Origin of the sequence: Sporosarcina sp. FSL K6-5500 (assembly GCF_038005665.1) — a bacterium.
Taxonomy (GTDB): domain Bacteria; phylum Bacillota; class Bacilli; order Bacillales_A; family Planococcaceae; genus Sporosarcina; species Sporosarcina psychrophila.
This window is the reverse complement of sequence record NZ_JBBOTP010000001.1, coordinates 2,762,189-2,785,697: the sequence shown is the minus strand read 5'-3', so window position 1 is coordinate 2,785,697 and position 23,509 is coordinate 2,762,189. Positions and strand designations below refer to the sequence as shown.

25 protein-coding genes and 2 pseudogenes are annotated in these 23,509 nt (G+C 36.5%); 4 read left to right on the top strand and 23 right to left on the bottom strand.

Going from position 1 to position 23,509, the window contains the following annotated elements; genetic code table 11:
- Positions 1 to 26: 26 nt before the first annotated feature.
- A complete protein-coding gene (locus MKX62_RS13410) occupies positions 27 to 194 on the bottom strand; it encodes a hypothetical protein (protein ID WP_340741613.1) in 168 nt (55 codons plus the stop codon).
- A 507-nt stretch (positions 195 to 701) separates the two neighbouring features.
- A complete protein-coding gene (locus tag MKX62_RS13405; RefSeq protein ID WP_067206586.1) occupies positions 702 to 968 on the bottom strand; it encodes a hypothetical protein in 267 nt (88 codons plus the stop codon).
- Between the two features lie 354 nt (positions 969 to 1,322).
- On the opposite strand from MKX62_RS13405, the gene istA reads away from it, so the two are divergent.
- The 3 genes and pseudogenes from istA to MKX62_RS13390 all read left to right on the top strand — a co-directional run.
- Positions 1,323 to 2,573: an IS21 family transposase gene (istA, locus tag MKX62_RS13400; protein WP_422397631.1), complete on the top strand. Its 1,251-nt coding sequence runs from the start codon at positions 1,323 to 1,325 to the stop codon at positions 2,571 to 2,573.
- Positions 2,574 to 2,576: 3 nt separating this feature from the next.
- Entirely contained in the window at positions 2,577 to 3,350 is a 774-nt protein-coding gene (istB, locus tag MKX62_RS13395) for an IS21-like element helper ATPase IstB (protein WP_340741390.1), read from the top strand.
- Positions 3,351 to 3,395: 45 nt separating this feature from the next.
- Positions 3,396 to 4,157, top strand: a pseudogene (locus MKX62_RS13390) (tyrosine-type recombinase/integrase); the annotation flags it as partial.
- 77 nt (positions 4,158 to 4,234) lie between these two features.
- Here the strand turns inward: MKX62_RS13390 and MKX62_RS13385 are convergent.
- The 13 genes from MKX62_RS13385 to MKX62_RS13325 form a co-directional block, all read right to left on the bottom strand.
- A complete protein-coding gene (locus tag MKX62_RS13385; RefSeq protein ID WP_082786501.1) occupies positions 4,235 to 4,657 on the bottom strand; it encodes a hypothetical protein in 423 nt (140 codons plus the stop codon).
- Between the two features lie 217 nt (positions 4,658 to 4,874).
- Positions 4,875 to 5,384 carry a DUF6985 domain-containing protein gene (locus tag MKX62_RS13380; protein ID WP_067206581.1) on the bottom strand — a complete coding sequence of 170 codons (510 nt, stop codon included), beginning with the start codon at positions 5,382 to 5,384 and terminating at the stop codon, positions 4,875 to 4,877.
- A gap of 402 nt (positions 5,385 to 5,786) precedes the next feature.
- The gene (locus MKX62_RS13375; RefSeq protein WP_340741612.1) at positions 5,787 to 6,374 is read right to left on the bottom strand and encodes a histidine phosphatase family protein; all 588 of its coding nucleotides are present in this window, start codon (positions 6,372 to 6,374) and stop codon (positions 5,787 to 5,789) included.
- A gap of 140 nt (positions 6,375 to 6,514) precedes the next feature.
- A complete protein-coding gene (locus MKX62_RS13370) occupies positions 6,515 to 6,817 on the bottom strand; it encodes a hypothetical protein (protein ID WP_067206574.1) in 303 nt (100 codons plus the stop codon).
- A 904-nt stretch (positions 6,818 to 7,721) separates the two neighbouring features.
- The gene (locus tag MKX62_RS13365; RefSeq protein WP_067206571.1) at positions 7,722 to 8,585 is read right to left on the bottom strand and encodes a CPBP family intramembrane glutamic endopeptidase; all 864 of its coding nucleotides are present in this window, start codon (positions 8,583 to 8,585) and stop codon (positions 7,722 to 7,724) included.
- 59 nt (positions 8,586 to 8,644) lie between these two features.
- Positions 8,645 to 9,178, bottom strand: coding sequence for a hypothetical protein (locus tag MKX62_RS13360; RefSeq protein WP_067206568.1), 534 nt, complete (start codon positions 9,176 to 9,178; stop codon positions 8,645 to 8,647).
- A gap of 201 nt (positions 9,179 to 9,379) precedes the next feature.
- Positions 9,380 to 9,763, bottom strand: a complete 384-nt coding sequence (locus MKX62_RS13355; protein ID WP_340741611.1) for a hypothetical protein — start codon at positions 9,761 to 9,763, stop codon at positions 9,380 to 9,382.
- Positions 9,764 to 9,886: 123 nt separating this feature from the next.
- A complete protein-coding gene (locus MKX62_RS13350) occupies positions 9,887 to 10,186 on the bottom strand; it encodes a hypothetical protein (protein WP_067206563.1) in 300 nt (99 codons plus the stop codon).
- A 144-nt stretch (positions 10,187 to 10,330) separates the two neighbouring features.
- Positions 10,331 to 10,771 (bottom strand): terpene synthase, encoded by a 441-nt coding sequence (locus MKX62_RS13345; protein ID WP_340741610.1) that lies wholly within the window; start codon positions 10,769 to 10,771, stop codon positions 10,331 to 10,333.
- A gap of 110 nt (positions 10,772 to 10,881) precedes the next feature.
- A complete protein-coding gene (locus MKX62_RS13340; protein ID WP_340741609.1) occupies positions 10,882 to 11,451 on the bottom strand; it encodes a hypothetical protein in 570 nt (189 codons plus the stop codon).
- A 478-nt stretch (positions 11,452 to 11,929) separates the two neighbouring features.
- Positions 11,930 to 12,220 carry a hypothetical protein gene (locus tag MKX62_RS13335; RefSeq protein ID WP_340741608.1) on the bottom strand — a complete coding sequence of 97 codons (291 nt, stop codon included), beginning with the start codon at positions 12,218 to 12,220 and terminating at the stop codon, positions 11,930 to 11,932.
- A gap of 356 nt (positions 12,221 to 12,576) precedes the next feature.
- A complete protein-coding gene (locus tag MKX62_RS13330; RefSeq protein WP_067206554.1) occupies positions 12,577 to 13,014 on the bottom strand; it encodes a hypothetical protein in 438 nt (145 codons plus the stop codon).
- 615 nt (positions 13,015 to 13,629) lie between these two features.
- Positions 13,630 to 13,818, bottom strand: coding sequence for a hypothetical protein (locus MKX62_RS13325; protein ID WP_067206551.1), 189 nt, complete (start codon positions 13,816 to 13,818; stop codon positions 13,630 to 13,632).
- Positions 13,819 to 14,371: 553 nt separating this feature from the next.
- On the opposite strand from MKX62_RS13325, the gene MKX62_RS13320 reads away from it, so the two are divergent.
- On the top strand, positions 14,372 to 14,908 hold the full coding sequence (locus tag MKX62_RS13320; protein ID WP_067206548.1) for a hypothetical protein: 537 nt from the start codon (positions 14,372 to 14,374) through the stop codon (positions 14,906 to 14,908).
- Between the two features lie 459 nt (positions 14,909 to 15,367).
- On the opposite strand, the pseudogene MKX62_RS13315 reads toward MKX62_RS13320, so the two are convergent.
- The 8 genes and pseudogenes from MKX62_RS13315 to MKX62_RS13280 form a co-directional block, all read right to left on the bottom strand.
- Positions 15,368 to 16,575 (bottom strand): annotated as a pseudogene (locus tag MKX62_RS13315) (oxalate decarboxylase family bicupin).
- A 204-nt stretch (positions 16,576 to 16,779) separates the two neighbouring features.
- A complete protein-coding gene (locus MKX62_RS13310; RefSeq protein ID WP_338653315.1) occupies positions 16,780 to 17,058 on the bottom strand; it encodes a hypothetical protein in 279 nt (92 codons plus the stop codon).
- A 462-nt stretch (positions 17,059 to 17,520) separates the two neighbouring features.
- Entirely contained in the window at positions 17,521 to 18,069 is a 549-nt protein-coding gene (locus MKX62_RS13305) for a GNAT family N-acetyltransferase (protein ID WP_340741607.1), read from the bottom strand.
- On the bottom strand, positions 18,066 to 18,653 hold the full coding sequence (locus MKX62_RS13300; RefSeq protein ID WP_187046946.1) for an AAA family ATPase: 588 nt from the start codon (positions 18,651 to 18,653) through the stop codon (positions 18,066 to 18,068). The genes MKX62_RS13305 and MKX62_RS13300 overlap by 4 nt, the downstream gene beginning before the upstream one ends.
- Positions 18,650 to 19,177, bottom strand: a complete 528-nt coding sequence (gene lepB, locus MKX62_RS13295; protein WP_067206530.1) for a signal peptidase I — start codon at positions 19,175 to 19,177, stop codon at positions 18,650 to 18,652. The genes MKX62_RS13300 and lepB overlap by 4 nt, the downstream gene beginning before the upstream one ends.
- A 377-nt stretch (positions 19,178 to 19,554) precedes the next feature.
- Positions 19,555 to 19,992, bottom strand: a complete 438-nt coding sequence (locus tag MKX62_RS13290) for a YusW family protein (RefSeq protein ID WP_187046944.1) — start codon at positions 19,990 to 19,992, stop codon at positions 19,555 to 19,557.
- Between the two features lie 703 nt (positions 19,993 to 20,695).
- Complete coding sequence (locus tag MKX62_RS13285; protein WP_187046943.1) at positions 20,696 to 22,696, bottom strand: methyl-accepting chemotaxis protein; 2,001 nt, start codon at positions 22,694 to 22,696, stop codon at positions 20,696 to 20,698.
- Between the two features lie 184 nt (positions 22,697 to 22,880).
- On the bottom strand, positions 22,881 to 23,474 hold the full coding sequence (locus MKX62_RS13280; RefSeq protein WP_335339517.1) for a histidine phosphatase family protein: 594 nt from the start codon (positions 23,472 to 23,474) through the stop codon (positions 22,881 to 22,883).
- Positions 23,475 to 23,509: the final 35 nt, after the last annotated feature.

The following is a 23,509-nucleotide window of genomic DNA, read 5'->3' as shown; positions in this document are numbered from 1 at the left end:
TTCAAATTCTGTTTCTTTATGATTTTTTAAAAGTACGCATTATGAAATTGATTCACTTTAATAATATTTTTGTATATACCAACATCTTCTTTCGTCATATAAATGAACTCCATATTAACATCTTCAATTGTTAAAGGTCTTTTCAAATCTTCAATAATTAGATACCCTAACGAAATTCCTTTCTTAAAAAGCATAAATATTTCTAAATCTTTCAACCTTATTTTTCTTCTATAAGTAATCATAACGCTCTCCTTATATTGATTATTGCCGTCTAAGCAGCTCAATGATCTTCAAGTAAAGCACCCGTTAGTTTAATAAGAACAGGAATTAACCAATCCTTTTAGAATAAAACCACTAGGAAACGGAATGCTCTTTCTTCTGTTTCCTCTTATAAAAATAAAGCCAAATAAAAAAGATTATCCAAGGTATTGTCGTGAATACTGGAATTTTGGTAAATTGGATAATTAATATTTCTGCTATCACAGCTGGTATCATAATAATCAACCACATTCTAACTACCTTGTTTTTAAAACTTAGTTCAAATCGGTCACTCATATTTCTCACCCCTATTGTTTTTAACTAACTTGCCCTCTTACTTGAATAAATTTCCTTATATTGACTACTTCGATATCCTTGCCAATTCACCTGCTTATTGAACTAACCTGCCCCGTTAGTATAATTATGTCATCAAATTAATTTCGTTAAATTCTACCGAGGATTGCATAGAGAAATGCAATAAATAAAAAACCTAATGAAATGGAAAGTAACGAGATATACTTCATAAACCCTTTTTCTTTCTTAAAGAAAGCAACGAAACCAAGTATTATGCCTGTTAAATAGACACCAAATCCAATGAATATTCCCCACCAACCCAAAATAGTAATATTAATCGGTGGAAAAGCCATATATGCAACAAAAATTCCAACGACAACTGAAATGGTGGAATACTTACTAAACTTCCTCTCCATTTTTTCGCCCCATTCCATTCTATTCTATTCTATTCTATCTATTTATTCACACTATTTATTCTTTTACTTTTTGAACTAACCTGCCCCGTTAGTAAAATCACTCCTTATGTCTATAACTCTATTAAGTTGGCAATAATTCCTTTAACATTACTACTTTAGGGGGAATGGAATTGTTATTGTCAAAAGCATGGTCTTCGTTTGAAGCTGATAAACGAATAGAGGGTTTTTCACTACAAACGTTGAAGGCTTATCAGTTGTGAATATCGGTGTTAAAATCCTCAATAATAACGGTTTAAAATTCCCCAGTTTTCACAGATAATCTATTTCAGATAGAGATAGATTGGAAGTGTAGGAATGACCTTATTGTTGGAGGATTTTTTTATGATAAGAGAATTGAAACAGAAAGGTTGGACGATTAGTGCAATCGCAAGGGAAACAGGATTTGATCGAAAAACTATCCGGAAATATTTAGAGGCCGCAACAACCCCTCAATCAAAAAAAAGAATAAAAAGAGGAAGTAAGCTGGATTCATACAAACCATATTTACTGGAACGAATAAAGGAAGGTACCACGAATTGTGCAGTCTTAATGGAAGAAATTCGAGCGAAAGGCTACGAAGGAAAAAGTACTATTCTTCGAGAATTTGTCCAGCCCTACCGGGAGGCACCTAAGAAACAAGCAACCGTTAGGTTTGAAACGATTCCTGGACGGCAGGCGCAAGTAGATTGGGCAGAGAATGTCGGAGAGTTTTATGTAGATGGTCTGAAACGTCCATTGTACGCCTTTATTATTATCCTGAGTTATTCCCGTAAACGTTACATTGAGTTTACAACGGATATGACGCAGGAGACGCTGATGAAATGTCATATGAATGCCTTTAGCTATTTCAATGGCATTCCCCAGCAGCTTCTTTACGACAATATGCGAACGGTTGTCACGAAACATAGTGTCAGCCAGATTCGGTTTAACAAAAAGTTCGAGGATTTTCTATCCTATTATGGTGTAGTTCCGAAAGCATGTAAGCCCTATCGGGCACAAACGAAAGGAAAAGTAGAGAGGGCTGTAGCTTATTTAAAATCAAATTTCCTTAAGCGTCGCCTTCCTGAAAATCTAGAAGATTTGAATTCAGAAGTACGTAAATGGTTGGATGAGGTGGTTCACAAAAAGCGCAATCAAACTACGCAACAACGTCCATGTGATCGGTTTGAGGAAGAGCGTGCTCTCTTAATTACATGGAATACAAAACCGCTGTATCAAGTAAGACAATGGGAACTCCGGGAAGTGAGTAAGGATTGTTTTATTTCCTATCAGCAGAATAAGTATTCCGTACCGTATCGGTACGCCGGACAGCAAGTTAAATTACATGAAACTAATGAAGGAATGCTTGAACTATACGATGAGTATGAGCGCATAGCCGTGCATCCGCTACTAGACGGAAGACATCAAATGACGATGAAATCTGAGCATTATCAGGGATTACCTGGAACAAAAAAAGAGCAGGAAACGAATCTAGATGGTTTGGCGACCCCAGATTCTCCTACTCCAATACCGACTGTTGAAAGTCGATCGTTAGCTATATACGCTGCGCTCGAGGAAGGAGAATAACTCATGCATTCATTACTCGAAGAGCGCTTACAAACGCTCGGATGGCAACAGACAGCACAACAACTAGATGAACTGGTTGAAAGTGCTTCTGCCAATACTTTATCATATTTTGACTTTCTTGACACCCTGGTGAAACAGGAATGGGAAAATCGAGAATCAGAGGCATTGGCAAAACGAATACGAAAGGCGAAGTTTCCTTATACGAAAACGATTCATGAATTCGATTTTAGCTTTCAGCCTAGTATTAGTGAGCAACGTGTCAAAGAAACCTGTACCTGTCGCTTTATCGCAAATGGAGAGAATCGAATCATCCTTGGCCCACCTGGGGTGGGAAAGACACATCTAGCCATCGGATTTGGATTAGAAGCGTTAGCCAAAGGCTACCAAGTCTTATTTATGACGGCAGATGAATTAGGCGAGCAATGTCAAAAAGCTTCTCAAAAAGGTACTCTCTCTTATTTAATGAAACGTTTATGTAAACCGGATCTTATTATTTTGGATGAGATTGGATACTTTGACTTCGATGAAGTCACAGCCAATGTGTTTTTTCAAATCGTTTCCAAGCGATATGAGAAAGGGGCTATGATCATTACTTCAAACAAATCTTACTTAGAATGGGGAAAAATATTTGGAGACGATGTGTTAGCAACAGCGATTTTAGATCGTCTCTTGCATCACTCTGTAACTTTTAGTATTAAAGGCGATTCATATCGCATGGAGGAGAAAAAGAAGGCTGGGGTGTTCCCTCTGCCTTCAGTATCAGAATCAATGAAGTGAGGAATTTTAGTCCGGCGTTTTTGGGGAATTTTAACCCGGTATTGACATCAGTTACAGTCTTTGCTACTAATTGGTTATTTTAATGATGTAGAGATGGAATTGTTGGATACAAATCAACTGAAGCAATATCTTGCTGTATCGGGCAAGCATTTAAAACCAGCTAGTCTTGCACATCGCATCCGCTTTATGAAATCTTTTTTTCGTTGGTCTCATGAAGAAGGCTACCTGAGTAAGAATCCAACTTGCAAGATTAAAGAGCCCAAAGTAGGTAAGCGGATACCCAAGTATTTAACCGAACGGGAGATTGAACACTTTCGTGAATCCTGTCATTCCCCAATGGAAAAAGCGATTTTTGAATTCATGTTTTCTACCGGTTGCCGAATTGGAGAAATAGTAGCGTTAGAAAAGAACAATATTAATTGGTCCAATCAATCCGCGATCGTTAGGGGAAAAGGTGATAAGGAAAGGGAAGTTTATTTTAATACACGTTGCGACATATGGCTTAAACGCTATATTGAAAGCCGTAATGACAATAATCCTGACATCTTTGTGACTGTAAGGCAGCCACATAAAATGAGTGTTGCCCAAATGCGATACATCATTAAGCGGATTTCAAATCGTGCTGAAATCAATAAAGAGATTCATCCACACCAACTTAGACACAGCTATGCAACTCATTTGTTGAATAATGGGGCTCCTATTGAAGTCATACAAAGTCTTATGGGGCATGAAAAAAGCGAAACCACAAGGATATACGCTCAATTAAGCGGTAGGCTAAGGAAAGAGTATTATCAGAAGTACTTTTAAATGTAAAGGAGCAACGTCTTAAAAGACGTTGCTCTACTCTACTAAAGCACCCGTTAGTTTAATAAATATTAACCAAACTACTTAATGTTTTCTGAGTTAATAATTGTAATTACTGGTTCAAATTTTGAAATAATATCTACTTTATGTTCAATACAAGCTAATGAGTAATGTGTTAATTTACCGCTTGGAAGAAACGATTTCCTTTGTATGAAATCAAAATAATTAGACTTATCATAAATCCGAAATGACTTACCCCGAAATACCTCACTATCATCCCATATAGTAAAATCATCATAAATAACAGAATAGGTAACGTAATTTTTAAAATCAATTTGTAAGGTTACCACTTTGCTGTCAGGGTGAGGAAAGATGAGTAAGTCTGTTGGATTATCACTTTTGTTGATTATTATTCTAAGTCTTTTATCCTCAGTTCTTGGTTCTAAGATACTTTCAAATGATATATAACAATCGTTTGCTTTTATTAACTCCTCAAATGTCATTGTCTTCCCCCTTTTTTCAGCAAGTCCTTCTTCAACTAACCTGCCCCGTTAGTTGAAGAAGGATTATGAAAATCAGATGTTATTAAAGGATAATCATGCCGACTACGATAATTCTTTTCTCTATGGCTATGTTAAAGTTAATGGTTGGTTTTTATAGAAAAATGAGCTTGCAGAAGCATATCCAAATTCATTTTTAACAAAGGACAAGTTGTTAATGTTAATCTAAGTTCTCTTTTTCTATTTCTACACTTTGTTTTACCACAAAGGCATAGTTATAGTCTTCCTCATAGTGTTCCAGTTCTCCCCACGCCCATTCACCATTGTAAGCTCCCAGGTAGATTAATTCTCCATTGCGGATAATGACTTCAATCCCATGCTCTGGTTCCCACTCGCAGCCTCCTATTAAATGGACAACTGGTACCGAATTATCCTCTGGCTCATCTACAAGCATAGAGCCAAATTCTACATACTGAAGGATGTCCCTCATCTTTTCAATTTTAGGAGGCACTTGTCCAACCATTTCACAGAAGTCTTCGGAGTAAGTGATGGCTGCTTTGCATATATCTTCTATAAGGTTATCATCTATACTACTGAGAGACTTTGCACATAAATTGACATACTCAACGCTCACATCTTCTTCAATCCACACTTCTAAGTTCTTATCAAATAATTTAGAACGGACGGTTCCACTCATACCATGTTCTTCTTTGGATAGGTCTTCTATCACTTTCATCAACTCCTTTTCATTTCTTTCATGCATCATTATTTAAATATTGATAAAGTGAAGTCATACTATTTACTCCGATAAACTTCGGGTACGTCTAGTACTGGGTAGCTTATTACCTTGCCCCTACTACTATCTCGTAACACCACTTCATAATATGGCTAAGTATGACTTTTCTTATTGAACTAACCTGCCCCGTTAGTTTAACAAGAATCTCGATTATCTCCACCCGCAAACCTTCGATTCGATCGATGTAAGAACTTGTATGCGCCATACACCTCTAGTTAACATTACGCTAGCAAGTTCACGGAAGTTAACTACATTACTCAATAAGAAAATCTGCCCTGTAAAGGCAGATGATTACTAAACTAAAACGCCCGATAGTTTAAGAACAAAAAACTTTTTTTATTGGTTAACATCAATATTTACACCCCATAGTCTTTGAACATTCACTAATTTCTTTTCATTGAATTCCATTCTATAAATATCAGGTTTTGATGTGCTATGTAAAAAATCCAAGTCATAAGTGCTATCGAAATATTCCATCATCAAGGTCATAACAGCCCCGTGAGTACCTATCACTATTTTTTTATCTCTAAAAGTTTCTAATAGTTCTTTTAAGACCTTTATAGCTCTTTTTTGACAATCAGCATTTGATTCTCCTCCCTCTAAAGAGAAATTTGATTCAAAAAATGACTTCTCTAAAAGTGGAACCAATTCTTTATCTGATACTCGATTGTTTCCTGAAGAGAATATCCTCTCTTTTAAATCTTCAAAAACTAAAACTTCCTCTCCTATTTGTTGGGCTAACTGTTCTACAGTTAAAATTGAGCGTATATATGGACTTGAAGTAACTACATCAATTTCTTTATCTTTCAAAATGTCAGTCACTCGTTTAGCATCTAAATAACCTTTTTCGGTTAATCCTCTGGTTCTATCGTTTCCTTCTTTTGGCGATTCACCGTGTCTCACCATATAAACAAATGTACTCATAATATAATGTCTCCCCCAATAACTTCCTCTTTTTTTCCTCCTAAACAAAACTACGGCATTAGTTCAATAAGCAAAAAGAGCTGCCAAAGCAACTCAATAATCTTCCGCTAAAGCGCCCGTTAGTAAACAAAGACCTAAATTTATTCAGAATACAACCAAGGGATAACTGGTGGTATTCCTGCTTCAGGTACAAGATAAACAAAGACAAAAAATACACAAATTAGTACCCCAAAAAGAGAAACGAATATAGAAATTAAAGGATTAATTCTTTTCAAAATACCATATATCCCACTAACAAAGCTGGCTAATCCAAGAAATAACTCAAAAAATGCTACTGGATATACATTAAACTGTTCCATTACAAAAATTCTAATAAAGTTAAAAACAGAAATAGATAACATAAAAAACACTTGTAAAATCAACCCTAAAACTGGAATGCTCAATTGATATCACCATCCTACCTCACAAACTCCCCTGAAGAGTGTAACAAGTGATTGTCATCTTTTTAAAAAACTAAACTCCCCCGTTAGCACAATAAGAAGAGCATTATTGTTGTTCCAGTAGTCGAGTAGAAGGGAACCTCTCTACCTTACGGTAAATTGTGTTCCTCCCCCCTCACAGAACCGTGCTTGCGCTATTTACGCACACGGCTCTTCCTAGTCACCATTCACAAAAAATAGCTAATCTCTTTCACTCGGATTTTTGCTGATTCTGCTATCCTTACTAGTTTTGTTTCCATTTAGTATCCCTACCTCTGTGTGTAGTAAATGTGTCCCTAATAAGGGTGATAACTTGGTAGCATCCTTTCCTCCATCGGCATTACCCAACTTCATTGGTACTACGCTGCTATCCGACTCCCTACAACGGCATTTGGCTTCCTTGCTTATTATCGCTTGTACACCATACTCTTCTATAAGCAGAAAAGACCGGTAGGGTCTCCCGAGTTGCCGTATCCTATCAATGTGACACGTGCCAAGGTCTCTGACTCCAGAGAGGTTTTATCCTTCTTGCCTTTAACGATGGATAAAATGTAGCTTTCTGCTGTGCTTAAGGCATAAGCCCTCTCGATTTACTAACATTATGGAGCTCAATCCCTTCAACCAGTTGGCTTTCGGCCCGCCACCTAACTGTCTACGCTTAAGGCTACTGTTACCAATAGCCCTCCAAGACTCGCTACGAGTGAATGGCTAGTTCTTTCTCGACGGGAATCCCACCCGCTATATGATACGACCTAGGCTCGGCCGCACAAGCACCTCGTTAGTTTAATAAGAACAGAGACGCTTATTAAACAATCGCGCCCGATTGTAGTAGATTTGTTATTCTAAAGTATTTTTTATTAAATCCTAATCACAAAGAGCGGTTACGTCTTATTTTTCTTTTATCATTTAATATTAAAACTGATAACACCACGACACTAAGTATTACAATAAACAAAAATGATAAGTATAGCGACATGAAGCCTTCAAACGTCTCATCAAACTCTAAAAGCGCAACACCTGATTCATATATACCTCCCAGAGAAATATATCTAGCTACTTCAAGGTAAACCAAATGGAATATTATATTCATCCATAGTGAACCGGTATATGCTCTATAAAGCTGTAGAGCAATTCCAAAAGCGAAGAGTAATATAAAATAATCTATAGTTATTGCAAATGGCTTATCAAAGAATATTGATTCCATCGCCATCACTGTTATCGGTACACAAATAAAGATTAACGGTTGCAAAATTAACGAAGTAAAAAAGCGGAACTTTTTTTGCAACTCTTCAAATATTAAACCACGTATAAAGACTTCTTCTGGAAATGCTTCGTATATAAATGCTGTTATTGTATTGATTAAAACGGAAATTACAGCACTTGTTGTCAAGTTCATACTGAGATTTTCAATCCCGCCGAATAAATAGGCCGTTAAAATACCTACTCCAAGTAAGATAAAAGGCAATGCAATTCCAATAGCCATCTTAGATGATGAATTTACACCTTTTAGGCCGATACTTTTAAACGATTCGGGACTTTTTCTCTTCAGTATATAGAGTACAATGAGCGTTAATCCAGTAAAAATCCCCCCTTGTAGAAGCATGGCTACTTTTCGTTCAATATCGTGAGTTTCTATTAAATATCGTCCGACATTACCCGATACAAAGAGAAATACCGATACTAGTAGAAAATACAAAAACAATCGACTAATCCTAAACTTCGATGAATCCAATTGGTTGCTCCTTTATATTAAGACTTAAGGTTATACATGAGTACCTAGTTATGTCCGCATTAATCAAACAATATATTTTCAACGAATTCGGATTCATTCTTATAAATTTTATACATAAAGTACATCAAAATAGTAACAGCAAAAAGTAAAGTTGATTCGTAAATATTGTCTTCAGTGAGTATAGTTGTTTTAAGCGTGAACTCATTTGCTTTGATAGTAGCGATATGAATTTGGTCTATTTTCACTTCTATCTCGCTGCTCCAATTTTCTTCAATACGTATGTCTTGTTCATCAATTTTTCCTACAACACAAAAGTAGAGTAGGCTATTCCCTGGCTTATCTTTCAAAAAATAGGTCTTCTCTTCTGTTTCAATGATATATGTAGCAACAAGTAAGTTTTTGATATTTCGTTTTTTAATCCCTATCTTAATTTCGGATCCTTTGTGAGCAGTAAATGACACTACACTTCTCTTTTCACATCCTGTAATATCTGCTTTTTCAATGGTTCCAACACTCTCTTTCTCCCTGTTTTCCACTTGAATAGCATTCTTTTTTTTCATGTATCTCACATCATTGAATTGATATTTTTTCATTTATATCCCACCTTTCTTAGTGGCTTATTCATGGTTATACATTTTTTATATTCCTCACTCTTATATTTATTACGATTTAAGCAAAATTAAGTTTCAAATACATAGTTATTCTATAATTTGGCCCGTTTGCTTTATATGGTTTCCTTAAGGGCAGCCAGCTCGCCTTAAGGCAATTTATTCAACAATCGCGCCCGATTGTTGTTACTTTGCATTCTTCATACTTTTTATCGTTCTCCCGTATCCAAGTGCTAGCAAGAGCATGGCTGTATATATTATCGTACCGCCCATGGTGAATAGCGCTGATGATTTATAACTAATCGGTGGATAGCCGCTATGCGCATTATAATGCCATTCTGCACCAGCAAACACTGACTGGATAATGAATAACGTAATTCCGAACAATGCTAAAGCCAATACAGCCTTTTTTTGAAAGACCATCTTACCTAAGTTGTCTTTAAAAACAAATAGAAAGGTTGATTGTCCTTTATGCACTTTTCTACTTTCCTTCTTAGCAGATGGAACTAAAAAGAAAATAAACATTCCGCTGTAAATCAGTGGCAGGATAGTAACTTCAGAAATGCTCATCAAAAAAACTCCTTTACCTTTTGAACGTTTTTGACTCGAAATAAGATTCGTCAATCTGGCCCAATTGCGATATAGACGAAATCGCTTATAAAGCAATCGCACCAGTTAGTGCAATAAGCGACATTAAAATAAATCACCCAGACTTACTACTATTCCAATAAGTGAAAGGGCGAACACTAACAATATCAATAAAATTATAATAGGGGCTATCTTCTTCAGAAAGCCTTCTTCTTTGTTTTTAAACGCCAAATAGCTAAGTATCAGACTAAGAACACCCGCGATAATGAAAGTGAAAAATAATATTTTTAGAAGTACAACCATCGAGCCTTCAGGCTCTTGTGGTGCAATTGCATAAGAAGTAAAAATAGTTATTGCACAAATAATACTTAATATGGCAGACCACTTGCTATATTTTTTGTTCATTGTGTTCTTCCTACTTTTTCAAATCATACCATTTATTGGATTTCGATATCATAATTAATATGAAAGTTTGTTCAACTAACCTGCCCCGTTAGTTCAACAAGAAAAAAGAGTTACCTAAGTAACCCATTTTTAACTAAATTGACATTATTCTTGAGATAAATTTAACCAATTTTCTTCATCAATTGATTGGATCTTATACTTTGAACCAACTATATCTAACATTCTTTGATGAGTTTTAATATCCCACGAATCATCCACATGTTCATATAAGTCTTTCTGTATAAATTCTTGAGTAATATAGTTTGTAACAGAACTAATGTCAACTAATTCTCCAAAAAACTGTCTTAACATCATCGAATCTTCTTTTTCTAAAGGTTCATCTGACAAGAAATAAATTTTGAATACATTAACAATTATATTTATATCTTCGTCATCTAAAAAACAAAGTGGCTCTAACTTTTTATCTTCTTCTGTAAATGGTCCTCTAGTATCTTCAATAATGACATAAGCCAACATTTTATTGTCTTTAAAGAAACGAAAAATTTCTAAATCTCGTAATCTTAGTTTTCTATCGATTGAAATCATTTTTTTCACCTATTCAAATATGAATTTATAACCCGCAGTTATATCTGTACATATTCTTAATCTAAACAAGTTTTCCTTCTGAAACAAGAAAAAAGAGATGCATATTAAAGTTACTTAATTAGTATTTTAATCTCATTTTTATGTTCTTTTACAAATTCATTCAAAAAGTCATTGGCTTTTTTATTGTATACCTCTAACCCATCTTCGTTGTATGCGTCTGGTTCACCAAACATTTCTTGCGTATAAGCATCTATATAAGCAATTTGTTCACTCCTGATTTCTACGTACTTCTTATAATATTCTTTAGGTTTCATACCTAACTTTTGAGCTTGCATTTCGATAAAATCAATCATAGATTTTCCGAATGGATCTTCTTTATCTCTAAGAGGTAGCAACATCATTGTTTCCTCTTGTAGATCTTTGTTATCGGAAACATCCAAATTCATTCTTTTAGCTTCTTGCAGAATTAATTCGATTTTTACAGTTCCCTCAATACTTTCCAACACCTCTTCATCTGGATACAAAAATCTTAATTCACCTATCGTAATTTCTTTGTCTTTGACAATAGCTGCAATATCATTGTCATTAAAATCTTTTATACTACTTTGAACACTTGAACTGCATCCCATCAGTGAGATAATTAAAGACAAAGAAATTATAAAAAGAGAAATTCTTTTCAAAAAAACACCTCCATAATATAAATCCTACCACCTGTAATACGTTTTATAATGCAAAATGTTTCAAATTTTCTCTCGAACGAACCTGCCCCATTAGCCATACATGAAGCGCAAAATCAGCGCTACACCATAGGGGATGAAAATGTGTACAGTACGGGTATTGGATATTACGGCTGGGAGAGGAAGGTCGATTAACTATGGTGCCATAGAGCCCATCCGTTAGTCTGACTCCAACGACCACGGTGCATCATAAACTGTCGCACTCTATACGAGTAGCACTCATGGGAGATTAATCCTACTCTGGTTATTGCACCAGCCTGCCTTTATTTTATGAAGAATGGAGTTGGTTTCTGATTAACTTTCAACTTAATATAATCATTTTGAAGGCTCAGCCTTTTTTCAAAAAACTTTTTCTGTGTTTTTTTGTTATGCGGTTTTATAGATTTAGAGCGTTTTTAAATTTCCATGGGAGTTTAATGATTTATACAGGAACGTCCGTTCCCTTCTTCTTGAATATGCCTATTAATAGTATAATTAGTCCTATGATGAAACCAATCGTAAACAGTATAATAATTGTTACTGGTATTGCCCATATATTCCTAATAATTAAGCCATAGGTTAAACCAATCTGAAAAGATAATAATGGTGAGATTACCAACATAAAAGTGATTCCCCAAACAATGTATTTCCTTTTCTTTGACTTACCTTCGCTTAGATGATAAGCAGCAAGTGCTCCTATGAATGCAAATACATACCCTACAAAAAGCACCATTTTATCATCCCCTTCTTTTTTTAAATTTCACAATATCTCTTATCTCACTAAACTGCCAGTTAGTTCAACAAGGAATTCGATCGCTGAACAGCCTTGTATAACCATGCACACGAGGTTAACAAAACGTCAATTCTCGGCAGGTAATTATACTTCATAACCCTATAAACTCTCAGTTTCCCCCTGCGGTCCTTCGTTTTTTGTATGCATCCAATTTTATACATCGTTGAGTTAACAGGATTTCCGCTGAACGCCAGGTCCGTTTAAATCTATAGTTATGTAAATTTAACTAAACAACAAGAAAATAGAATACCTCCCAAAATCCTGTATACTAACAACCATCCCAATGAATTTTTGTTTCATTTTATATTAATATCAAAAACATAAGTTGCTTTTCCTTTGTTCCATTCTACGATAACTTCATAAATATAATATCCCTCTTCCGATGGAAGGATTATTTCATTATCTTTAAGTTCAACAACATCACTTGTTTCATCTTCGTTCCATTGTTTTAGGATGATAGATGAAGGATTTTCTTCAATTTCAATTTTTAATTTACCACCTTTTTCAACTTGTAATGTATTGAATCCAACTGCTAAGTCATTTATATCTGAACTACTAATTTTTCTAAATTTCACGTCAGTATCTAGCCATTCGAACTCACCTATCATCATTATATAATCGTGAGTACCCACAATAACTTTGCCTTCTGCTTGCTTATAAGTATTGTTTGAAGATATTCCATTACAACCAGCTATAATAATAACTGTTAACATTAACAGCATTGTTTTTTTCATTATCATATTCTCCTTTTAATCTCTAAAATTGCATTTTTTTATTTATTTGGAATATGTCCACATATTTATATATTATAGCATGCGTATTGATTAATCAGACTACAAAAATCCAGTGTCACTTTCCAACTAATTTGTCATCTTTTTGGCAGGTGATAAGGCTAAGGTTTATATTGCGTATAACGTCTGCAAACACTTCCCGATAATCTTCCTTTTAGTCAAATAAAAAAGAACAGGTAACTTTCACCCATTCTCTGCTGCAATTTCATCAATTCATCTATTATAAAAAACACTCACCTAAACACATCACCAAATAAAGGGATAACAATAAACATCCCGCTTACTAAACCAAAGATAAAAATTATTGAATAAGTAACGTACTTTTTTTCCTATATTACTCCTTCTCTAAAGGAGTTAGTTCGCTATCTTCGAAACATTATTGAAGAACGCGCAAGACAACAAGTAATCTGTTCCATAATCTAGACGCTGTACTTTTTTTTAAAGAAATGAGCTGCGTTTAATTTTCATGAGAGTTCAATAAGAAAAGCTACCCTTACAGGCAGCTACTTGTTCAACTAAAGCTTTCATTAGTTGAAGTATTTATGAGGTTTCCTTAATTTAAAACGGTCCAATTTGTTGATCAATCCGTCCCACTTCTCGTAGAGTATCGTTTACAGCTGAATTCTGATTTAATGACTTTTCCTGTTCATGAAAACTATATTTCCTTTTAGTCAAAAAATCCACAAGATAGACGCCTACAATTAAAGTTACAAAGAACCCCCAGAAAATCCACATTATCCAATGCATTACATTACCTCCCCTTTTTAATATATACGTAGCGTTCGGCTAAAAGTTACATTTACTATAAAATGACAAACCTACCCGTAAGTAAAAATGGCACGTACCCCAACGAATGCAACACCAATCACAAGAACAATAGAACCTATCAATAATTTAGATTTGATGTCATTTTTCCCTATTTCAATTTATACAAAGTATACCATTAATGTGTAATAATGCGATGTGCAAGACTGGCTGGTTTTAAATGCTTGACCGATACAGCAAAATATTGCTTCAGTTGATTTGTATCCAGCAATTCCATCTCACCATCATTAAAATAACCAATTAGTAGCAAAGACTGTAACTACGGGGGATAAGGACTCCGGGATGTAATTGTTGGTGATAGTATAAGACATATCTCTTTCCCCCCCTTATCTTCTCTTCGATATTTCTATTTGACTTGGTTAGGTATAACCGAATTGATTTTTTGGTATATTCTCGTTATTCGGTAGTCTTTGTAAGAGAAGACAATGAGTATGCCATTATTGGGAATAACTAGTATTTTTAAGGGAGTGAAAAAATGAAAAAGATTTATATTGCTTTATTAAGCTTAGCCTCCATCGTTATATTTCTTTTTATAATGAAGTTTTTTGGATGGACTATTGTGGTCAATAGAACTAGTATTGATAAATGGCTTTTATTGATCGCTGTCTTTTCTTTTCCTTCTGCAATTTACATAATTTCAGTTAAAAAAGATGTAAATATACGGGCAGCAGATACATTATCATTTTTTGTAATAATCATTGTAACAACTTGTTGTTTTAGGGCGTTTTTACTACCGTCTTATTATTATGCGTATGTAGAAAGTAATGATATTCTTTCAAAACCATACTTTATCTCTGAAAAGAGGAATTCACAAACACCACAAAAAAGTTCTGATATTTTTTATACCAAGTACATTATATATAAATCTATTACCCCCGTTCTCTTTAAAAAAGAATCAAAAGTAGTGGAGGAACGTGGCATAATTCGCTTGAAGGAAAATAAAGTGAAAACGGTTGAAATAGATGGAAAAATCTATATTACAACCGGCAAAGGTTTATTGCCTATTAAGTAGCAGAGGACGCAAGTTATAAAACATACTAAGATCAGTAGTGCAGACCAAGGCAATGGTTAGTACTACTGATCTTTGTATGTTTTCTTATTTTGCAATGGAGTTAACTACTTACGTTAAGGAGGGGTTGTTAACTAAGGTGCATGCAGCATACACACTTGAAAAGGTCTATTTTTTGTAAGAGAAATAGACCTTTCTTAATTTAATGATTTTCAATTAAAGCTACTCGTTAATTCAACAAGAAACTGGATTAGCTCCACGAGATCAAACTGTAAAACAGAGAATCGATTGCTGAACAGGCTTGTATACACCAGACATAGGAAGTAATTACCTCCCGTCTGAAACTAAAAGAATATGGAAAATGAAATATTGGGGAAATACATGAAAAACCGAAGGCGCAACAATGCCATCGGTATCATAACATTTATCTGCAAAACTTTGTACTGATGCCATTTTCAGTCGTTATTTAGGATAGTAGGAAAACCCCGGGTATTTGACGACCGGCGATTCCACTTTGCGTAGCGCATCCAATAATTCTGGTCCAACATGCAAATTGTCTCTAACCAGGTCGCGAGGGGTAAGCGCCATCCATTGACTTAATGACACATCAACAAATCGATCACTCTTGAACATTTCCAAAAACCATAAAGTTTTAGTACCGGTATTCTGAATATAGTGCCCAGTAGCAAATGGGACATAGCCTACATCACCAGCTCTATAATCAAATGTACGAGCTATACCATTTCCAGCAAATACCGTCATGCGTCCCTGTCCAGTTAGGTAATATTGCCACTCATCGTTATTCGGATGCCAATGTAGTTCTCTCATCGCGCCTGGTTCAATCTCAACAAGTGCAGCTGCGATATTTTTCGATATAGGGAAATTAGAAGAGTCTACAATTCGTACGCTTCCACCAGGTGTTTTAATTGGTGTTTGCGCTAGCAACTGATGCTTGAAGCTTTGAGGAATGGTTCCATAAGGGGACTGAACCTTCTCGTTTTCCAAAGGACCGGGAACCTTGTCTTGATAGATATAGACCTGCCCCGAAGGAATGTGGTTAAATGCACTAACTGGTACTCCGAAATTGGCAGACAGCACAACTTTGGGAGTATGTGCAAACCAATCGGAGATGGATAAAGTGTTAAGGTCAGAAAAGGTACCGTCATCGAAGACGAGCAGAAATTCACAGTGTTCCAATCCCTGAATTGAGTGTGGGAGCCCAGGGGGGAAGTACCATAGGTCGCCTGGTCCTACGTCGGCAATGAAATTTTGCCCCTCTGAGTCGATTGACGTAATTCGCGCCCGACCTACTATCATATAGGCCCATTCTGCTTGTTGATGCCAATGCAATTCTCGAACACCGCCGGGGGTCAAGCTCATATTTACACCTGCCAGCGTGGTCGCAATGGGTAGTTCCCTGACAGTGATTTCCCGTGACCACCCCCGTGATTTAATGTCATAGAAGTGTCGGAGAACGAAAATTTCATATTAGAAAGCAAGCCAGCATCCGTTTCAGGTGGAACTAACAAGTCAAGGTTTTCAAGATCCCGCATAATATCCCGTGGACCGGTATCATAGCCTCCAGCACCTTCATTTCAGATGGGCTGTGGCACTTTTGCGTACGTACCTTGATTTTGTTCCGGTTTTTCCAAGTCATAGAATCCTCTCATTGGAATGCATTCTTTGTGTACTCACCAAGCAATATATGATGTAGGGTCTTTGTAAATGACGTCGAATTCAACACTGAACGGGTTTGTATGCTGCATGCACCTATGATCAACATAACACCACTTCAAGGAAGTAGTTAACTCCATTACTCAATAAGAAAAAGCTACCCTAAGGCAGCCGATTCATATTTACATACAATTGAAGTTTTATTTACCGAAAGTAATAATCCATAAGTTTAATAATGCTAAAAGTGAGAAAGAGATAAAAAAGCCGACATTTAAAACAATAGCTATCAGTTTATAATCCCCTATTTTTCCAAATGAACCTAAAATAATTCCGATAATTGGACTTACTATAACTATAAGCAGAGTGAAGTTAAGATAATGATTATAGTAAAATTCAGATGAAGAAAATATAAAATCACTAATTTGTGTAATTACTGCGAGAAATAAAAATAAATATGAAAACGTGTTAAATTTACCCACGTTTTCACCTCCTATTACCAATTTAATATCCAAATAATTTCATTATATCTTCATGGAAATATCTTAACTGCCTTGTATGTGCATGAACATCCGGTTCTCGGCGCAGTTGACACAATCCCATGCCCCCTTACCGTTCATCGCCTATGGTACTTCATTTTCTTTATACACGAAAATACATCGTTGGACTTACGAGCTTTTTGGTGAACGTCAGACCTGTTTACATGAATAATTATGCAGATTTACCTCAATGATAAGCAGATGAAAAACCTTACCTGGAAAGTCATAGGAGGGTGTTGCAAAGCGTATTACCATGCCCCAAATAGAAAAAAAGCAACCTCCTGTTCGTAATGGAACAGGAAACAGCGAATCTTTCCTCGATATCATTGGGGAAAGGTTCGCTTCGTTAAGCTAATGGGCTTTATCAGTGGTCTCAAAATTATATGCAGAGTACTTGGGGTGTCGTTACTGATTTATCTTCCATTCAGTGTGCAAAATTGAAAATATCAACGCATCGTGGGAATGCCCATTTTGGAATAAATAACTTCTTAACTTTCCTTCTGCCAAGAATCCATTCTTCTCTAACAGTCCGATAGATGCACTATTTGCAGGAAATGTGACTGCCCCCATACGGTGCAGCCCAAGTTCATCAAATGAATAATCCAAAACCGCTTGTAATGCTTCAGAGGTAATACCGCTTCTCCAAAAGTCCGGATGTATTTCAAATCCAACTTCCGCTTTTTTCATGCCAAGTGCCAAGTTATTCAATCCAATTGTGCCTACAAACTGGTTCCCGTCTTTTAGCGTAATCGCCCAGCGCACTCCTCTTTTTGTTTCATAAGTACTTTTGAAATGCTCAATAATTTTTTCCGCCTGAGCCAACTCGTACATCGGGTCCATCCCATAATACTTAACTACTTGTGGATTTGAAAAAATGGTGAATAGTGCAGGCGCATGACCTGATTCCACTTTAGTCAATCGAAGTCGCGGCGCATTTAAAACTGGAAATGTCATACTAGCCCCTCTTTCACTTCATTTTCAACTATATCTGCCAAAGCTAATGGATTGCATTGTTCTATATACTTTTCTTCCGCGGGGAAATACCGTTGATCGTACTTTAAAGCGATTTCTTTCTTATTCCCCATATAGATGTCCCTATCTGTAATCCTTTTTAACCTCGTCTCTTGATCCAACTCTAGATAGACGACTATTTCAAAATACGGTCTCAATTCAGGACGTTGTAGAAAAACCCCTTCAACGATTACTGTTGTTCCCGCGGGGATTTCAATTTCCCGCAGTATATAACTGTCAGTTTCTCTGTTATACACTTCGATTGTCTCATTCACATCCAAACCACTTTTCAATGGTAGCAGTAATTTTTGTATTAAATAATCATACCGCCATTGTAAATGATAATAGCAATACCATTCTTCATAATTCTCGTTATAACGGACTTCCTTTTTGTGTACAAAATCATCAAGGTGCAAGATCACTGAGCCCTCTAACTGTTGCTGCAATTTATAGGCATACATCGTTTTTCCCGATCCGCCAAGACCGTCAATTCCAATGAGCATGGAACATTTAGAGTGATTTTTCATTTTGGTATTCCCATTTCACGAAATGGATAGAACCTGAACTTCACTGAACCAATAACTGATTTTTCATCGATGAAACCGATGATTCTACTATCTGTACTGTTTCTTCGATTATCTCCAAGCACGTATAAATAGCCTTCAGGCACTTCCACTTTAAAGTCTTGTGTTAACTTCTGGCCTTCGAAAATCCCAGCTTTATTCTCTTGCACATAGTCCTCTTCATATTCCACGCCATTTATATAAAGCTTGTCGTTGTTCATGACGACGACATCTCCCGGAAGACCAATTACCCGCTTAATGAAATTGTCCTCTGAATCCGGAGCATGGAAAACAATCATGTCAAAACGATCAATCTTATACACTTTTGAGATGACGATTTTATTATCATTTTCAAAAGTCGGCTGCATCGATTGACCCGATACGACGACTGGTGTAAATAAAAATTGGCGTATGACGATTGCAATGACGAATGCAATTGCTACTGATTGTATCCACGAAATGAGCTCACTTTTGCCGCCTTCTTTCATACAATACCCCCGTCTACTATATAATTCATATTATTTACCATATAACGTTACTATGCGTTTATAGACTACTATGCTCTATATTCTATTCTTTATGATAAATTCCTGCCCAACTTAAAAGATTCTTATTATAACAATCGCGCTTCGTTCACCACAATGTTAGGTAAGTGAAAAAAATGCCTTCGTCAATTCAATAAAACTTAATCATTCATCTCTTTAATTCCGTGTTACTTTTCCACTTATAACGGTCGTAAAATTATTGGATAGGCAAAGTAACTAGTTGTATATGATAAAAACAAAAAGCACTGAACTTTTGAGGTTCGGCGCTTTGAATATTGCGTACTATTTACCCCGAAAACTAGAATTCTCCCGGTAGTTTATTATTTCATATCCGAAAATTCTTGCTCACTTCCATCTGTGAATTCAATTTCCAGATCAAACTCCGCGTAATCTTCTGCACCAAATGCTTTGGACACCTTTTCTATTACTTCTTCTCTCGACATGTCTGTTGTTAAACCTAGCTCTTTAAAAATCGGTTGCAATTCACTATAAGCTTTATCTCCTGATAGCTTAATGTTATTTAATTTGTTCTTGTATTCTGCTTCGGTTTCGGACATATCCAAGTCAAATGAAGCTTCAATTGCATCTCTCTTCTTGACTGTATCTATATCTAAGTCAAATGAACGGAAACCGAACTCGCTCTGAATTTCCTCATTCGTAGGAGCGTTCTTTACTATCTCTTTATCGGTACACGCACCTAATATAAGTGCCGTCGATAATAGTGCTGTAGCGTATAACGAAAGTTTTTTAGTGTTCAAAAGATAATTCCCCTTTTCAATGTATTATCCATGCTTCATAATTCATCTTTTCAAGTAAGTTCACCTATCACGTTGAGACGAATTATCCACTGATTAGTAGGGTACATGAACAAACGGTGTTGAAAGGATAAATAAGAATACATATATAACCTAGCATTCTCAGAAACTGTCTTACAATGTTCGACAGAAAAACTGATACTTATACATAAATATAGCATACCTTATCCTGTCGGTACCATTATGGACCCAAAAATATACATCGTTTGAAATAAAGGTCGCCTGCTATTTAGTGATAGTCATTGAAGGCATCCAAAAAAGTTAAAAATAATATCTGCACTACATATTAAGATTAACAAGGTGGTATACCTCACCAGTTTTACGAACGAATTTAGCGAATGAGCAACAAGTGTGAGACGAAGTAGAGGGATGCAGTTCAATCCCTCCTCAGCAATCTACTATCGGGCTTATTGCGTGAGACCATAACAAAGCGACAAAGCGTTGTTGGAAGAATCTTCTATTCGTTAAGCGCCGACTGTATAGTACAAAGATTATAGTAGCAAAACCATTAAGTATTTTACCGATTCCGTTATACCGCCTACTAGTAAAGCGGCTCCGTCCAAAGACAGAACCGCAAGATGATTAAGATTAAGATTAATTTTAACTCTAAACAAAAACCTTCCAATTTCCCGGCAGCTAATTGTTATTAAACTTTGAAATGGCTCATGGCGGTGTGCAGATTGTCACTTAACCCCGCCAATGTATCCGCGGCTTGTGCTACCTCACGGATTGCCCGAAGCTGCTCGTCCGTCGATGCACTAATTTCTTCACTTGCCGCAGCTGTTTCTTCAGCTGTCGCCGCCATAGTTTCAATTGTCTCCATAACCGTCTCCTTATGTTCAACGACCTTATTTACTTCGTCATAGACACTGCTGATGGACTGTTCAAGCTTATTCATGAGTTTGGAAATGTCTCCGAACGTCATTTGTGTAGCCAGCACGACTTTTCCTTGTTCCTCAAATGTCTCCCCCGTTTCCCTCATTTGCCTCGAAACTTGGTGGGAGCCATTTTGAAGTTCTTGAACGGTCGCTTTTACTTCATCTGTAGCTCGTGCAGATTGTTCAGCTAGTTTCCTCACTTCATCAGCAACGACCGCAAAGCCTTTACCGTGTTCGCCAGCACGTGCTGCCTCAATGCTCGCATTAAGCGCCAACAAGTTCGTCTGCGTGGAAATTTGAGTTATCGTTTCCATGACAATTCCGATTGCTCCAACTTTCGTTTCCAAATCTCCAACGACATCCGCCATCGATTGCAGATTTGTCTTCCAGCCATCGAACGACAATTGTAGCTGATTGACTTGGCTGACTCCACTTTTGTTGACCTCTTCAGCTTCTATTGCAATGCCTGTCATAATGCTCGCTTTTTCTTGAATCCCTATTAGTTGTTCGCTTAAATAGCCAACTGTTTGCGTCACATCTTCTGTATCATGTGCGGATTTCGTTGCACCTGATGCGATATCATCGATAGCCCCCGCCATCTGCTCACTAACGGCATTCGTCTCTTCTGCGGATGCACTTAAGCTTTCTGCCGCTAAACGAACTTCATCGACAGAAAGGTTAACCAATGTAATAACATCACGAACTTTTGAAGTCATAGCATTAAAATTGTTTGCAAGTTGACCAAATTCATCCTTCGATTTCACATCCGCGTATGCGTTAAGGTTTCCTTCCGTCACCTTATCCATTGCTGTACGAATTTCACCGAGAGGACTAACAATTCTTGATATTAAGAACCAAAGAACAACAATCATTACTATTCCTGCTAATATGAAAGTTATGATGATTAAGTTCCTAGTTTGACTAACTGAACCATCAATTGCATCTTGATTGAACGCGGCACCAACTGTCCAACCGAAATGCGGGACTTCGGTAAAAACGCCGACCATTTCATTCTTATCTTCATTGTATTGTCCGATTCCCTTAGTTTTTTCTTCGTTAAATAATGCCGTTAAATAAGATAAATCCGCCAATTCCTCTTTGTCTGTTAGTAAATGAGGGTGAACGATTGCCCCATCATTTCTATCAAATAAGAATGGGTAGCCTCCAAATCCAAATTCACTTTTGGATACACTATCAGTAATATTTCCCAAACTAATGTCTACCCCAATAACACCAACAAGTGAATTGTTTCGTTTCATCGCTTTAGATGCCGTAATAACATATCCACCTGACGCTGCATCGACATATGGATCCGACCATACAACTTTGTCTGGTTGGTCGCTAGCTGCTGTATACCATACGCGGCTAGTCGGATCAAATCCATCGATAACGAGATGGGGAACAAATTTGGTATATTTGTTTTCGAATCCAAAATACATTAAATCCGTATCCGTCATTTGTCCCATATAATCATTAAAGACCTTTTCGATGCCTCGACTTAATTCGCTATCACTTCCGGTGCCATACTGCGTCTCTATAAATGATGTGACTTCCGGATTTTCGGTAAGCAAATATAGCGTTTTTTCATATTGCAACATACTGTTTTCAATCGATCGACTCATCTCCTGCACGGCAACTTCACTTTGATTTATAAGTACATTTTCCGTTTGCTTTTGCATTTGAAGATTAACGAACAAGTTTACTACCGTAAGGATAATGAAAAATAACGCTATTACACTGACAATAATTTTTGCTTTAATCGATTTCATTTCACTTACCTCCTTCTACTTTGATTCGACATACTTCACTCATAAATTCTGACCTCATTAGACTATATTTTTGATTATAGTCTAATAGTCACTAGAATGATAGAATATTTTAAATAATATAATGTATTTCGACTTATTAAATATACGCAAAATAAAAAACGCCATTCTCTGGCGTTTTAAATGCTTACTTAATACGTTGTAAATGTTTCGTACAATTAAACAGCTCGCATAGGTTTCGATCTTCTTGCAGTTTAATAATAGTGACTGATGTGTTTTCCAGATCCATAGCTAAATCCTTGTAAGGGACAAGCTCTTTTATCAATCGACCAATAAATCCTCCATGACTGACGACTAAGATTCGTTTATCTGGATGCAATTCTTTTATTTCCTCTATGAAATTAAGTCCGCGTGAAATAATTTCTTCCTGCGGTTCGAAACCGAGTTCCAGCTGTCTCCATGAGTGCCCCCATTTTTTTACTCGCTCCATTTCCGTCAATCCTTCAACCAGGCCACCCCCTGATTCCCGCAAGCGATTGTCCGATAAGAGACGGATATCAGGCATACTGTCCGCGATGATTTCAGCTGTTTTTGCAGCACGAATTAAAGGACTTGTGTAGATGACATCCCATTGTTCACCAGAAAGTCTTTGAGCTACACCGTGTGCCATCTCAATTCCTTCATCATCAAGTGGGACATCAGTACTTCCTTGTGCCCTTCCTTCTTTATTCCACGCGGTAACGCCATGTCGTACAAACCCAATTATCGTAATCGTAAACACCTCCCTCTTCACATTTACTCACAAACCATTTCCAA

What these genes read in the sequence shown, in the direction of transcription:
- MKX62_RS13410 (WP_340741613.1), bottom strand. Translation starts at nt 194, where the DNA reads ATGCTTTTTAAGAAAGGAATTTCGTTAGGGTATCTAATTATTGAAGAT.
- MKX62_RS13405 (WP_067206586.1), bottom strand. Translation starts at nt 968, where the DNA reads ATGGAGAGGAAGTTTAGTAAGTATTCCACCATTTCAGTTGTCGTTGGA.
- istA (WP_422397631.1), top strand. Translation starts at nt 1,323, where the DNA reads ATGACCTTATTGTTGGAGGATTTTTTTATGATAAGAGAATTGAAACAG.
- istB (WP_340741390.1), top strand. Translation starts at nt 2,577, where the DNA reads ATGCATTCATTACTCGAAGAGCGCTTACAAACGCTCGGATGGCAACAG.
- MKX62_RS13385 (WP_082786501.1), bottom strand. Translation starts at nt 4,657, where the DNA reads ATGACATTTGAGGAGTTAATAAAAGCAAACGATTGTTATATATCATTT.
- MKX62_RS13375 (WP_340741612.1), bottom strand. Translation starts at nt 6,374, where the DNA reads ATGAGTACATTTGTTTATATGGTGAGACACGGTGAATCGCCAAAAGAA.
- MKX62_RS13360 (WP_067206568.1), bottom strand. Translation starts at nt 9,178, where the DNA reads ATGAAAAAATATCAATTCAATGATGTGAGATACATGAAAAAAAAGAAT.
- MKX62_RS13355 (WP_340741611.1), bottom strand. Translation starts at nt 9,763, where the DNA reads ATGAGCATTTCTGAAGTTACTATCCTGCCACTGATTTACAGCGGAATG.
- MKX62_RS13350 (WP_067206563.1), bottom strand. Translation starts at nt 10,186, where the DNA reads ATGAACAAAAAATATAGCAAGTGGTCTGCCATATTAAGTATTATTTGT.
- MKX62_RS13345 (WP_340741610.1), bottom strand. Translation starts at nt 10,771, where the DNA reads ATGATTTCAATCGATAGAAAACTAAGATTACGAGATTTAGAAATTTTT.
- MKX62_RS13335 (WP_340741608.1), bottom strand. Translation starts at nt 12,220, where the DNA reads ATGGTGCTTTTTGTAGGGTATGTATTTGCATTCATAGGAGCACTTGCT.
- MKX62_RS13330 (WP_067206554.1), bottom strand. Translation starts at nt 13,014, where the DNA reads ATGAAAAAAACAATGCTGTTAATGTTAACAGTTATTATTATAGCTGGT.
- MKX62_RS13325 (WP_067206551.1), bottom strand. Translation starts at nt 13,818, where the DNA reads ATGCATTGGATAATGTGGATTTTCTGGGGGTTCTTTGTAACTTTAATT.
- MKX62_RS13320 (WP_067206548.1), top strand. Translation starts at nt 14,372, where the DNA reads ATGAAAAAGATTTATATTGCTTTATTAAGCTTAGCCTCCATCGTTATA.
- MKX62_RS13305 (WP_340741607.1), bottom strand. Translation starts at nt 18,069, where the DNA reads ATGACATTTCCAGTTTTAAATGCGCCGCGACTTCGATTGACTAAAGTG.
- MKX62_RS13300 (WP_187046946.1), bottom strand. Translation starts at nt 18,653, where the DNA reads ATGAAAAATCACTCTAAATGTTCCATGCTCATTGGAATTGACGGTCTT.
- lepB (WP_067206530.1), bottom strand. Translation starts at nt 19,177, where the DNA reads ATGAAAGAAGGCGGCAAAAGTGAGCTCATTTCGTGGATACAATCAGTA.
- MKX62_RS13285 (WP_187046943.1), bottom strand. Translation starts at nt 22,696, where the DNA reads ATGAAATCGATTAAAGCAAAAATTATTGTCAGTGTAATAGCGTTATTT.